The following is a 13731-nucleotide window of genomic DNA, read 5'->3' as shown; positions in this document are numbered from 1 at the left end:
AGGGCAACTTTCAAGACGTAGAAATTAGAATGACACTGTTTACGCGGGCACTATCGAGCCTTGGTCTCATACCGTCGGATTTGAGCCGGCAAACCGCGGTGCCATGGATTCCATCTGTTCCATGACAAGCTTGATTGCTTCGGGCTGCTTGTCCGGCGGGTAGCCGAAACGGACCAGGAGTCGCTTGATCGAGGACCGCAGCTTGGCGCGGACGTCATCGCGCACTGTCCAGTCCGTACGTACGTCCCGGCGCATCACGGACACGAGCTCGCGCGCGATATCGGCCAGGACACCTTCGCCCTGGACTTCGACGGCCGATTCGTTCGAGGCCACAGCGTCGTAGAAGGCTAGTTCGTCTGTGTTCAGCGGGGGAGTGAACTGCGCGCCGCGGTTGCCTTCGGCGGCGACCTCCCGGGCGAGCTCCACCAACTCAGCGATAACTTCGGCAGATGTGAGCTGCTGGTTGGTGTACTTCTTCATCAGCTCCGTGATCCGTTCGGAGAAGGCGCGCTGCCGAATCACGTTGTTGCGGGTCGTCTTCGCCGATTCATCCGAGATGAGTTTCCGCAGCGCCTCGATGGCCAGCTGCGGGTTCCGTGCCTGTTGGGTCTTGGCGATGAACTCCGGTGTCAGGTCATCCAGCGAGGGCTTCGGCATGCCGGCAGCCTCGTAGATGTCCAGGACCTCGCCCGAAGACGTTGCGGACGCGATCAGGTTGCCCAGCAGCCGCTGGATCTCCTCCGGCACCGGCTCGCCGCTGGCCTGCCGGTCTGCGGCGTCGAACTTGGCCATGTACACCCGGGTCTCTTCGTAGACCTGGATCTCCGGCCGCAGTTCCGCCAAGGTCTCGGACCCCGAGCAGAGCGCCCATGCTCGGGAGAGCTGGCTGGAGAACCGCCTGTACTTCGAGGCCAGCGTCTCCTCGCCTTCGGCAGGCTGGTTTCCGGGCGTCTCCGGGCTGCGCAGGTAGTTGGCCGCCCCGGTCGCGGCGGACACAAACGCCTTCGGACCGCCCTTCATCAGGACGGCCTTCCAGTCATAGCCGGCAAGCAGCCCCCGCAGGGTCTCCACCAACCCACGTGCAGCCACAGCGGCTTCATCAATGTTCTTGCCCACCGGCTTGTTCGCCTGGTCGGACTGCGTATACTCGCCCAAAGCCTTGGCCAGGTTCTCCGCGAGCGGGGCGTACGCCACCAGCAAACCGTCCTCCTTGCCCCGGAAAGTGCGGTTAACGCGGGCCAGGGTCTGCATCAGCAGCGCGCCCTTGAGCGGCCGGTCCAGGTACAGGGTGTGCAGCGGCGGGGCGTCGAAGCCGGTGAGCATCATGTCTTTGACGATCACCAGCTCCAGCTCGTCGTCCACATCCTTGAGCCGTTCCTTCACCGCAGCGTTCGCAGAGTCTCGGCGCACGTGATCGGAGACCGGCGGAACGTCGGACGCTGTCCCGGAGTAGACCACCTTGATCTTGCCCTTGGCCAGGTCATCGGAGTGCCAGTCCGGCCGCAGCTCCACGATGGCCGTGTACAGCTTCGCGCAGATTTCCCGCGTCCCGCCCACGATCATCGCCTTGCCCGGCGCCTCGATGAACTTCCCCATCCGGGCCCTGCGGTTCTCCCAGTGCACCACCAGGTCAGCGGCCAGCGCCGCGATCCGCTGCGGCGCACCGTACACGGCGTTCACGACGGCGACACTCGCCTCGATCCGCGCCCGCTCGGTTTCGTCCAGCCCCAGGGTGGCCTCGTCGGCTGCCTGGTCCAGGATCTCCTCCGTGACGTCCGACGCCAGCCCTATTTTGATCAGCCGCGGCTCGAAGTAGACCGGTACCGTGGCGCCGTCCTCCACCGCCCGGGAGAGGTCGTAAATATCGATGTATTCGCCGAAAACGTCTTGGGTGTTGCGGTCGTCGAAGGAGATCGGTGTTCCGGTGAAGGCAATCAACGTCGCGTGCGGCAAAGCGTCGCGGAGGTGCCGGGCGTAGCCGTCCAGGTCGTCGTAGTGCGAGCGGTGCGCCTCGTCCACCACCACGATGATGTTGCGCCGCTCGGACAGCAGCGGGTGCTCGGCGCCGGCGTCCTTCTCCGACTTGCTCCGGCCGAACTTCTGCAGCGTGGTGAAGTAGATGCCACCAGTGGTGCGGTTGCTCAGCTCGTCCCGCAGTTCGGAACGTTTTCGGATCTGTTTGGGGGATTCGGCCAGCAGCAGGCTGCGGCTAAAGCCCTCGAAGAGCTGGCCGTCGAGTTCGTTGCGGTCGGTGATGACGACAACGGTGGGGTTCTTTAGCTTCGGATGCCGGGCCACCAGGTTGGCGTAGAGCTCCATTTCCATGGACTTGCCCGAGCCCTGGGTGTGCCAGACGACGCCGGCCTTGCCGTTACTCTCCACCGCTTGGACGGTGCTGCCCACCGCTTTGGTCACGGCAAAGTACTGGTGCGGCTTCGCGATCCTCTTGGACAGCCCGTCCGATCCTTCATCGAATGCTGTGAAGTTGCGGACCAGCTGGAGGAACCGCTCCTGGTTAAAGAGTCCCTGCAGCGCTGTCTCCAGCGCGGTTACGGCTTCGCCGTCTTCTATGTATCCAGGCGCGACGGGCACGCCGTCGTCGTCGACGTTCCACGGTGAGAAGTGGTTCAGGGGAGTGAACGGCGTGCCGTACTTGGCCTGGATCCCGTCCGAGGCGAGCGTGAACACGCAGAAGCGGAACGCCATGGGGAACTCGCGCAGGTAGGTTTGCAGCTGGGCGTGCGCGGAGGCAACGTCGGCCGTGGCGCTGCCGGCCTTCTTCAGTTCGATGATGCTCACCGGCATGCCGTTGCAGTAGAGCACGACGTCGAAGCGGCGTTTGTAGTCGCCCTGCACCAGGGTGACCTGGTTGACCGCGAGCCAGTCGTTCTGGTCCGGATCGGAGCTGAGCAGGTGGATGGTGGGGTTGGCCTCGTTGCCGTCCGAGTCAATGTAGCTGAGCCGGTAGCCGTCCACGAGGTAGTTGTGGATGCGGTGGTTCTCGGTGATGGCGTCGTTGGACTTGGGCGAGGCGATCTCTGCGAGGGCCTGCTGCAGGTACTGGGCGGGAACCGTCGGGTTGAAGCGTTGCAGGGCTGTGAGTAGCCGGGGGCGGATCAGCAGTTCGTCCCAGGAATCCCGCGCACCGGTGCCAGGCGCGATGTCTTGCCCGGCACCGGGTCGCCAGCCGAGTGGTTCGGCCAGGAGTTCCAGGGCCATGCCTTCCCAGTCGGCTTCGGAAAAGGCTACGGCGGGTGTTGCTGTCACGTTGGTTCCCCCTGATGGACCGGATGTCATGCTCAGATTTTTATGCAAGCCCTGCTTTGGAATCAGAGCCGCTGGCTCAAATCAGTTCGTCCGACCTCATACTCCCGCGTTCTCCAGGACCTTTTCGGCATCCATGACCCGGAGCTTGCCGGACATCAGTTGCGGGAGGAGGGCGTCCCGGGTGGCTGTGAGGCTGAGGTTTTGGACGTCGGCGGCGGCTGCCGCCCGCAACAGCGGGCTGGCGATGTCGGAGAACCTGGCGAGCCCCTGAGAAACGACAAAAGGTACTTCGAGAGCGTCAACGTCTCGCTTATTGACGTGCTGTTGCGCAGCACCGGTCGCCTTTTTCAGCAGTTCTGGAATCTGCTCGCGTATTGCAAAGTGAAGCCAGTCGTTGAGCGCCCTTTCTTCCGTCCAGACGCCCACAAGTGACTGGTTTCCGCTGGCTTCGATTTCCAGGCGAGCGACCTGCCCGAGGGTGGCACCCGTAATCGCAATAACCGTTGCACCTTCTGGCATCAATTTTGCCGCGCTGCGTTGTAGTGCCGCTTCGGTGATGTATTCGGAAGGCTGGATAATACGGTCTTCGTTGGCTTTGCCCGAGTTTAGCCAAGGCACCGTGCCCTCACTCCAGAACTCTAGGTTGTCCCGGCTAGGCGTTCCCCCCAACACGGTCGTCGCAAAACGGCCCAGCGGCTGCATGGTGTATTGCGACGAAGCACACTCTCGAATGTACAACTTTTCGGCAAGCATCATGGCCGTCTTGGCGACTTTAGTATTGACGGCAATTTTGTCATTGAGCGGTCCGAGTACGCCGGCTATCGCAGATTGATCTGCGAGTCCGTGCAATTGGACTTCGAAGGCGCCTATCTGGCGGGAGCTGATATGCGGAATTGACGTCCCGGTCTGCACTGAAAGGATGTAATCAGTGAAGGCCTGACCTCCAATGACAGCGGAAAGATAATCTTGATTGGTACCTTCCGACGCGCGTATTCGAGCAACTCGCTGGACTAGGTATGCAGGCAGATCTACGGCCCGAACCCGAGCGAACTTCAGACCGCCTCCCACCCAGGGCCTATCCATAGCTAGCACGATATCTCCAGCTTGCAGCCTGTAACGGCTGGCAACTGGCGCCGACTCCGGCCATCGTTCGGTGCGGTCCCAACGAACCGATCCAGGAGCAATGTTGTCTCCCCGCAATAGTTTCACTCCACTAGCGTCCGAGGAGAACTCGCTACTCTTGAATGCGTAGCCGACCTCGATTTCGGCAATTTCTCGCAGCGGCACGACTCCCTTGCTCACAGGACTCGCCCCAACTGTTCGCGCACAACTGCGGCTAGCCGCGCAGACTCCTCAAAGTGCGCAAACAGCTCCTTTGAGAGCCTCGCTATCTTCTCGTCGATAGGCTCGCCGTCGTCGTCCACATCGGCTGCCCCGACGAACCGTCCCGGCGTCAGCGCATAGTCCGCGGCTTTGACCTCTGCGAGGCTGGCCGAGTAGCAGAAGCCGGCTTCGTCGTCGTAGGCGAGCCCCGACTCAACTGCCGAAGCGGTGCCGCGCCAGGCGTGGTAGGTGTTGGCGATCTTGGCGATGTCCTCGTCCGCGAGGGCGCGTTCGGCACGGTCCACCATGTAGCCGAGGTTCCGGGCGTCGATGAAGAGCACCTGCCCGGTGCGGTCAACGGAGCCGCTTTTGCCGGCGGTCTTGTCCTTGGCAAAGAACCATGTACACACGGGGATAGGAGTGCTCCTGAAAAGCTGCGTGGGCAGGGCGACCATGCAGGAGACCAGGTCCGCCTCCACGAGCTGGGCTCGGATCTCGCCCTCGCCGCCGGAGTTGGAGGACATGGAGCCGTTGGCCATGACCACGCCGGCGCTGCCGCCGGGAGCCAGCTTGGAGATGATGTGCTGGATCCATGCGTAGTTGGCGTTGCCGGCCGGGGGCACGCCGTACTTCCAGCGGGGGTCGGACTCGGAGCGGGCCCAGTCTTTGATGTTGAACGGCGGGTTGGCCATGATGAAGTCCGCGCCGTTGTTGCCGATGAGCTCGGGGTGCTGGTCGCGGGCGAAGGTGTCACCCCAGCGGGAGGCGAGGTTGGCGTTGAGGCCGTGGATGGCGAGGTTCATCTTGGCCATCCGCCAGGTGCGCTCGTTGAGCTCCTGGCCGTAGACGGAGATGTCCGAGCCCTCCATGTTGTGCGCCGCCAGGAACTTCTCGGCCTGAACAAACATGCCGCCGGAGCCGCAGCAGGGGTCGTAGACCCGGCCCCTATGCGGCTCCAGAACCTCCACGAGGACACGGACGACGCCGGCGGGGGTGTAGAACTCGCCGCCGCGCTTGCCCTCGGCCTTGGCAAACTTCTCCAGGAAGTACTCGTACACCTCGCCGAGCAGGTCGCGGGCCTTGCTTGCGCCCTGGCCGGTGAAGCGGGCCGAGTTGAACAGGTCCAGCAGCTCGCCGAGGCGCCGTTGGTCCACGTTGTCCCGGTTGTAGATGCGCGGGAGCGTCGCGGCGAGGCTCTTGTTGTCCGCCATGATGAGGTCCATGGCTTCATCGATGAGCTGACCGATCTGCTTGGGCTCGGCGCCGTCCATCGCGGGCAGGCCCTTGGCGTTCTCGGCCAAGTAGGTCCAGCGTGCCCGTTCCGACACCCAGAACACGCCGCGGCCGGTGTACTCGTCCACGTCGTCGATCAACTGGGCGATCTGTTCCTCGTTAAGCCCGTCGGCTTCCAGCTCGGCCTGGATCTGCCCCCGGCGCTCCTCGAAGGCGTCCGAGACGTACTTGAGGAACACCAAGCCGAGGATCACGTCCTTGTACTGGGAAGCATCCATGGATCCGCGCAGCTTGTCTGCGGCCTTCCAGAGCGTATCCTTGAGTTCCTTCATAGTGGACGGGGCGAGGTCCACCTTCAGCGCTGTACTTCTTTTTGCGGCGGGCATTACTGGATTCCTTTGGTCTGTGGTTCGGCGAGCTTAGTGCTGGGGTCTGTCAGGGTGAGGCTTCCGCCCGCTACGCCGTCCGTAATCAGGGTAGCGAGTTCCTCCAGCCGTTTGAGGCGTTCACGCGCCAGATGCTGCCCGTGTTGCAGCCGGGCAAGGGATGCGTCGAGCTGGTTACGTTGGGCGTCCGGCACGCGGCGCAGGCGCCACTGGCGCCAGGATTTGTCCGCCCCGGGGAGCGCGTTGATGTCCGCGGCGACGACGTCGGGCAGCAGGCCGCCGGGGTCGCCGGCGTCGATCCGGAGCACGCGGGCGGGGAACACGACGGCGGATCCGCCTTGCATGTCCACCAGGGCGGCGGGCCGGGGGCTGGTGCAGAAGACGACGTCGCCCGGTTCGGTGAGCCGGCCGGAAGGATTGCCGGCGGCAAAGTCGAGAAGGTCGATGTAGCGCCGCGGCGCAGTGTGCGGGTTGAGGAGGTCCGCCGGTCCGAGGAGCCTGGTGCCGTCTGGTGTGGTCGCGGTTGCCTCCGGGATCCGGTTGCCCTTGATGTACCGGAGGGTGCCCGCGCGGAGCAGGTCCTCGATCTTAGCGGTGCCTGTTGCCGCCGGAGCCCCCACCGGCTCGACCATAAGCCCGGCCTCCGTAGACCCGAAGTTCCCTGACCTGAGCAGTTCGTCAATCCTGAGCGCTGACTCGGCGCCGGCCCTGGCCCGCGTCGCCGCTGGCGCGGCCGCCGGTACGAGGGGTCCCTTGCTGGCCAGCAGGCTGCGGGTGGGAATGAGGCGCGCGAAGCGGAAGGAATGCGCACGAAGAGTCCAGCGGTCGCCCATCGAGGCCACGACGTCGCTGACCAGGTCCTGGCTGACGTCCTGCGTGAGCTGCCGCGTGCTGAGGTCCGCCGCCATGGTCCAGCGGTCGACGATCGGGACTTCAGCGAAGGACGGCCCGAGGATCCAGAGGGCCTGGAGCTCCCGAGGCTTGGCCTTGAGCAGACCCGGCGGCAGCTGGATGATGGCCCGGACCCGGCCCGAGCGCAACAGGTCGCCCCGCAGGTTGCCGGCTGGTCCGGTCAGGGGACTCGACAGCACCCGGGCAGGGGCGATCAGCACCGCGCGCTGGGCGTCGTCCATCTGGAGGACCACGTCTTCGATCCCCGCCAGGATTTCCTCGGCTGTGGCGGTTGGGTTGCCGGGGGAGGGGTACTGGGCCACGTGAACGGCCGGCCCGGAGATTGCGAGACCGTCCTCGCTCCAGGTGTTGACCCGGCCCGTGTCGGCACCGTGCACCGCGAGCCGCCGCCGCAGCAGGCGCGCGGCAGCGCCGTCGTCGTCCGTGACCAGGACGGACACCGGAGCGGCATCAGCGTGTTCGCGGACGACGGCGACCAGGAGGTCGCCGCCGCCGGCCGTCGGATCGACAAAGACCGGACGGCCGTCAAGGGTGGCGGCCAGCGCCGTGGCGGCCGCCGCGACCAATGACAGGGCCGATGCCGTGAGGGCTGTGTCTGCAAGTTCGCGAAGGCCGGTCCGGAAGCGATCGGCCAGGAGTCCTTCGAAGGCTGCGGGCGCGCTGTATGAACTGTCAGTCAATCGGTCGGCGTAGCTAGCCAACGCAGGTAGCTCGTCCCTAAGGGCCTCAAGTTCGGAGTAGAGCAAGTGGTCGTCCGGATCGCATTCGTCCCCGACGTCCAGCAGCTGGTCGGTGCCGAGCGGTGCCAGTTGCCGGCCGGTCAGTACTTTTAGCGCCAATAACGAGGTCAGGGCGTTGAAGATCTCCCGCTGGTCACGAGTGGCCGGTGCCGCAAAGGCGGCGGCGTCGTTCCGCGCTTCGGCGTTGTTGCCGCGACCGGTGGCCTCGAGCCACGCGCCAACCTGGTCGGCGTCGAACAACTCGCGGCCGGCCTCCAGTGCTGTCGGTGCCGGGAAGGGCTGAGCCGACCCGGCGCTGCGCTTGCGCCACATGGAAACGACCGGGCGCTGGACGCGGGCCAGGGCCGCGACGTCGGACAGCGTCAGGTTCAGCGGTGTGCATGCTGCCTCCACGGCGGTCCCCCCTTCTGATGGCGTTCGCCCAGCCTAGCGGAGGCTCGGGTGTGCAGGGCTGATTTTCTGATAAGGGGGGTTATCAGTTTTTGGCGCGTGGAATCGGCTTCGATGGGCCTAGCTTCGATCTTGCAGCTACGGCGGGATCTCGCGGAGCTGCGGCGGCGGCGGGGAACCACGCATTGGGGGATCGGTATCCCGCCGCCGTTCAGCCCATCCATGAGTAGAGGACGAGACATGTTGAACACCGAGACCAGCCCGGCCGGCGGTGACGCGCCTGCCGCCGAACCGCGAAAACCGCGCCGCACAAAGCGCATCCTGGCAGCCGTCGCTGCGGTTGCGATCCTGGCCGGGGCTGCCGCCTTCGGCTCGACCCTTCCGGATCCGAAGGCAAGCGACGCCTACGCAACGCTGGCCGGGGAGAAGGCATCTGTTGAGTCGGAGCGCGACTCAGCCAAATCCGACTTCGCGTCGCTGAAGACAAAGTACGACTCACTGGAGGGCGGCATGGCTACGCGCGAGTCCAAGGTGGGCGCCCGCGAATCGGCAGTCGGCGCGGCGGAAGCGGCCAACAAGACTGCTGAAGCCGCGGTGAAGAAGCGCGAAGAGGCTGTGACCGGCGCCGAAAAGACCAAGGCAGCCAACGCGATCGGCGACGGCACCTGGACTGTCGGTAAGGACATCGAACCGGGAACCTACCGCGCGGCCGGCGACGTCGGCTCCACCTGCTACTGGGGCATCTACGCCACTGGCAGCAACGGCAGCAACATCATCGAGAACGACATTCCTGGCGGTGGCCGGCCCACCGTGGCTTTGTCTGCCGGCCAGGACTTCAAGTCCAGCCGCTGCGGCAAATGGGAAAAGCAGTAACAGCCAGCAGCAACCCACCATCATCCGAGAAAGGCATCACCCTCATGACCCAGCAGTTACCTCCGGCGCCCGACGCCGAAACCGCCTCCACCGAGGCCCGTCCGTTCTTCAAGAAGAAGCGGTTCCTCATCCCGGCCGGTGTCCTGGTACTGGGCATCGCGCTGGGGTCGTGCTCCGGCGGCTCCAAGCAGGTGAGCGAAGCCGCTCCCGCAGGGCCGCCTTCGTCCGCTGCCGCGGCTGCTTCCGAGCCGGCTTCTGCCTCGGCGGCTGCTGTGCCGGCCGCCGCGCCAGCAGCGCCGCCCGCGACGGCGGCTCCGGCCGCTCCCGCCGTCGGCGTTCCCTTCAGTGTCAAGATGCGCAACGGCAACGTCGCCCGGATCACGGTGGTTTCTGCGGTCCGCACTGACGCTGTCACGACGACGGCGTTCGCGACCGCACCCAAGAGCGGCAGTTTCCTGCTGCTGGAGGTGCTGTGGGAAACAGAATCGGGGAAGACCACGTCCAATCCGTTGTACTTCTCGGCCAAGGACGCCAATGGGCGGAAGGCCGACCTCCAGATGTTCGCCGACAACCAGCTGCCTGCAGGGGATGTTATGCCGGGGGACAAGTCGCGGGGCTTCGTCGCCTTCGACGTCGCGGTCGGGCCGGTAACGGTGATGATTGCCGATCCGCTGCTCCAGGAAGCGGCACGGATCCAGATTCCGGGGTAGGCAGGCCTAAGAGGATTCGTTGTCTTCCCGTTATTCGAATCCTTGAAGTTGCGGCCAGAGAACAGGCACCCCAGCCGTTACGGTATCGGGGGACCCCCGGCCCACTGCACACAAGCGCGTGAAGTGGGCCTCCTTAAGGCTTGAGGAATTGGAGACTAGGACGGCTATGTCACTCGAAGACCAGCAACACCGGTTCATGGCCCGCTACGGTGATCTAAAGGCGTTCATTGAGCAAACCGGCCGCCGCCCAAGGGCAGAGTCCAAGGACGCGGTCGAAGCCGCCTTGGGACGGTGGGTTATTTCGCAGCAGACGCTGAGGAACGCCGGCAAGCTGGCCGAGGATCGTCTGAGACTGCTCGAGGATCTTGGGGACGCGCTTACTCCGCGGCAGACGTATGCAGATCGCATTACGGAGCTCGCAGAATTCATTCGCTCAAACGGACGGCGCCCGCTTTACGGGGCCGTCAATCCATCCGAACGCAGTCTCGCTGCATGGCTGAATTTTCAGGTTATCGCACGCAATAAGGGAGAACTTTCCGCCGAACGCTCGGACTTGCTTGAGCCCTTGGTGCCGGCTAGTTCAACGCGAAGAGTCCGCCCACTCGCAGAATGGGTTGCGGACCTCGAGGCATTCCACGCCGAGCACGGGCGGATGCCACTGAGCACGCGGGAAGAAGAGCGCGGGCTCGCCCTGTGGCTCATCAACAAGCTCATGTCGTTCAAAGATGGGACCATGCCGCAGGATGACATCAAATTGCTTAGCACAGTTCCCGGCGCCCTGGCGACCAGGAGGAACGCTGATCCTGAGGCAATGCTGCTGGAGGCCCAGGAATGGTGCGCCCAACACGGGCACATTCCTCGGGCCAGCTTCGCCGACACCGGTGCGCTCAGTCTGGATGAGGAGAAAGAGCGGACGATTGCGGCTTGGATGCGTAACCACGCTCGCGAAAGCACCCGCGCGTACGAGCCCAGCGAGTACGCCGAGCGCCGCCAGAGCATCCTCGATCTCTACGACAAGTACCCATCGCGCGCAGAATTCAACGAGATCGGGGCAAGGGAGAGAGTACGAAAGGTGCTTGAGTGCGCCGACCACGTCCCTTCAAGCACCGAAGACAGCCAGACACACGGCTGGATCGTAAATGCGCGTCGCCTTCGCGATGCGGGCGCCGAAATGGCGCCGGAAACCCTGGAAGTGCTGGCGCTGGCGGACCGACTTAAGGCCCACACAGATCACAAACGTGATTCGCGCTTGGAGGAGTTGAGTGAATTCGTCAAAGCTAACGGACGCATGCCCGGGTTCGCGAAGTTGGCGCCGAAGGACGAAAAAAACCTTGCCTTTTGGGTCAAGCGGCGTCTCGACGGTTCCCGGCCAGCCGGCGGTGCGGAAATCAATGAAAAAATCACTGAACTCATAGCCGAGTGCAGCAGAATAGCGGCGACCGCTAAGACCGTTGAGCCCCCCAAGAAGAGGCAGGCCAACCTTGACCGGGAGAACGCGGAGTCCGTAAGAGTCATGGCGGCGCTGAAGGCAGCAGGCCACATCCCAGGATCCGCATCAACGGTCTATGCGTGGTTGGTCAAGCACCGCAAGCTCCGCACGGCTGGAGCGTCAATCTCTAACGAGATCTCGCGTGTGCTTGAGTATGCGGACACCTTGAAGTCGGCGCGCGAAGTCCGCCACGAACAACGGCTTATCGACTACACGGAGTTCTTGTCGCGGTTCGGCCGGCTCCCGGCTCCGGGCGGTGAAAAGGCAGAAGCGTCCTTGGCCAATTGGGCCAGCGGGGTCATGCGGGGAGTCGTGAACGCCGGGACCGACGTCGAGGCCTCCCTGCGCCTGCTCCAGGAGGACTCGAATCTGCCGTCGACGAACGTACCTGAGGTAACTTCGACCGGTTGGAGCCAAAGCTGGGAAATGATTGTGGACGCTTACGCCCAGGGGGAGCGGATAGCCACCCTGTATGAAGTTGCTGAGTCCCCAAAGCGGTTCCTTAACCGTCTTAGGGACGCCGTAACGGACGAGCACGAACAAAGCCGTGCGGACGCCATCGCGGCGGAAATCCGTTCGCTGCGTCAACTCATCCAGGACGACGTGGATCGCGGCCTTGTTTATGGTGGCCAAGAGCCGGAATCAGTGCGCAGGTCCATGGTTCTTAAGCACAGGTTCCACTGGCTGCACAGCCTGGCTGCCGACCTCTACAGGGAAATCTGCCCCGAAGTAATCCTTAACGTCGACTACCCGATGGGCTGCCATTCCCCCTATCTCGACTATGGCGTCTTCGCGGTTTACGGCATGCTCGAGGGGCTCAGCGCAGACCTGGCTGAACCGCTTTCACCGGCGGAAGTACGCGTCGTGGAGGACCTCGAACGCTTCTTGTCCGGTGCGCCTGCCTCAGCGCGGCGAAGTGGGGTGTGTTTCGTTCTGGGGGCGTTGAGGCAGCTGAATCGTGCACCGGGTAGGCAGCTCTACGCGCGGGAGTACGATCTGGGCCGGGCCCGGTTCCGAGAACTTCTTGATGAATCCGACTACCTGGACTGGCCGGTCCCAGCTGAAACTGTGTCCGCTCTGCTCGGCGGAGGCTCGTGGAATGGGGCCCTAACTGCGGTAGGCCTTTCCCCGATCCTGCAGGCACGGAACTGGCAGGGACAGGACTTCATCCATGCTGCGCTCGACTTTTCAGAAACGGCATCGGAGCTAGATCATTCTCCTGAGACTGAATTCGCATACGACGACTGGGTGAAACAGCAGGTCGTGCGGGGAGTGGAACGACCATCGCTGCTCAGCATGCACGCCGAGTTTGGGGTCTTGAGTAATGGACTGAGGTTGGTGGCGGGGAGCACGGACCTGGCCGGGGAGGACCCAGCAGGCGACTTTGAGAACGAGTGGCGCCGAGTCCAACACGAGGTCTCCGAAACCGTGTCCGAGACTCCGGAGGGCGCCTCATTCGAGATCCGGGTCGTGGAAGAAGGCGAGGACCTGGATATTCCGCTGTTTGCGACGGCAACAATCACGGCAGAGGGGGCCGATTGCTCATTCCCCTCAGCCCTTGTAGTCGGGACCGAGGACTGGCCCCAGGATGTCAGACGGATGCTCGAACTGGGCTGGGCAGCCGTCCGAGATGCGAATGACGTGTGGATCAAGGAGTCCGTCCCGCTAGGGGACATCGCGTCAACTCTCCTCGCCGGCTTGCGGGAATGCCGCGGCGTGACGAATCCCGCGCAACTTAGGTGGTCTAAGAAACTACCGTCGGGGGAGGCTAGGACGAGTTCGCCCTCCAACGGCCAAGGCGAATGGCAGAGCTTGGCCACGGAAGGATCCGGACAAGTGATTCTGTGGGCCGATGCTGTGGAGTCGCTGACGGACGAGCTGCTGTGGCTCAAAGATGACGACTTCCTCAGCATCGAATACGGGTACGGAACGGGGGAGGACTGTGCACCATATGCGCAGGCCACTCCGCGCGAATCCGGTTTGTCCTTGGAACTTGTTTCTGAGGAATTTCTTTCTGCTGATGTCTGGCCGCTCAATTCGGACTTCCTGGTTTCCGCCGGCTGGGAAGCCCCAACTGGCGAAAACCCGAACTGGCACGTCACTGACGTGCCCAGGGAATCCGCTGCTAAGAAACTCCTGGACGGGCTGCGGATCGGCCGGGAATGCAGGGACGCCGGACTTCTGCGCTGGCATTTAGCAGTCTTCCCTCCCGAGGTGGACGCTTCTGACGACTGAAGGAGCGGAAGCAGGACGCCTATACGTAAGCCGCTCCCGTGGGCGGCCGTAGCAGCGAGGGCGGGTGCATCGCCGTTAGATACATCGAAATGGGATCATAGGAAAACTGGCAGTCGACGTCATTTTCCGAATTGTGGAAAGAACGCCCCTCGGGGCTATGCGGCCCGGAGGGG

General features: G+C 63.8%; 7 protein-coding genes. 3 read left to right on the top strand and 4 right to left on the bottom strand.

Translation table 11 applies throughout. The features are described 5' to 3' along the window. Positions 1–66: 66 nt before the first annotated feature. The 4 genes from FFF93_RS09540 to FFF93_RS09525 form a co-directional block, all read right to left on the bottom strand. Positions 67–3297, bottom strand: a complete 3231-nt coding sequence (locus tag FFF93_RS09540; protein WP_138769117.1) for a type I restriction endonuclease subunit R — start codon at positions 3295–3297, stop codon at positions 67–69. A gap of 66 nt (positions 3298–3363) precedes the next feature. Next, a complete protein-coding gene (locus FFF93_RS09535; RefSeq protein WP_138769118.1) occupies positions 3364–4569 on the bottom strand; it encodes a restriction endonuclease subunit S in 1206 nt (401 codons plus the stop codon). Continuing rightward, the gene (locus tag FFF93_RS09530; protein ID WP_222424617.1) at positions 4566–6209 is read right to left on the bottom strand and encodes a class I SAM-dependent DNA methyltransferase; all 1644 of its coding nucleotides are present in this window, start codon (positions 6207–6209) and stop codon (positions 4566–4568) included. Before FFF93_RS09530 ends, FFF93_RS09535 begins: the two co-directional genes overlap by 4 nt. Beyond that, on the bottom strand, positions 6209–8254 hold the full coding sequence (locus FFF93_RS09525; RefSeq protein WP_261375053.1) for a hypothetical protein: 2046 nt from the start codon (positions 8252–8254) through the stop codon (positions 6209–6211). Before FFF93_RS09525 ends, FFF93_RS09530 begins: the two co-directional genes overlap by 1 nt. 237 nt (positions 8255–8491) lie before the next feature. On the opposite strand from FFF93_RS09525, the gene FFF93_RS09520 reads away from it, so the two are divergent. From FFF93_RS09520 to FFF93_RS09510, 3 genes are all read left to right on the top strand, one after another. Next, a complete protein-coding gene (locus FFF93_RS09520) occupies positions 8492–9124 on the top strand; it encodes a hypothetical protein (protein WP_261375052.1) in 633 nt (210 codons plus the stop codon). A gap of 44 nt (positions 9125–9168) precedes the next feature. After that, positions 9169–9834 carry a DUF4352 domain-containing protein gene (locus FFF93_RS09515; protein ID WP_138769120.1) on the top strand — a complete coding sequence of 222 codons (666 nt, stop codon included), beginning with the start codon at positions 9169–9171 and terminating at the stop codon, positions 9832–9834. Between the two features lie 166 nt (positions 9835–10000). Then, positions 10001–13558 (top strand): helicase associated domain-containing protein, encoded by a 3558-nt coding sequence (locus tag FFF93_RS09510; protein WP_138769121.1) that lies wholly within the window; start codon positions 10001–10003, stop codon positions 13556–13558. Positions 13559–13731: the final 173 nt, after the last annotated feature.

It is taken from the genome of Arthrobacter sp. KBS0702 (genome assembly GCF_005937985.2).
Taxonomy (GTDB): Bacteria; Actinomycetota; Actinomycetes; order Actinomycetales; family Micrococcaceae; genus Arthrobacter.
This window is presented reverse-complemented; position numbering and strand designations above follow the sequence as displayed.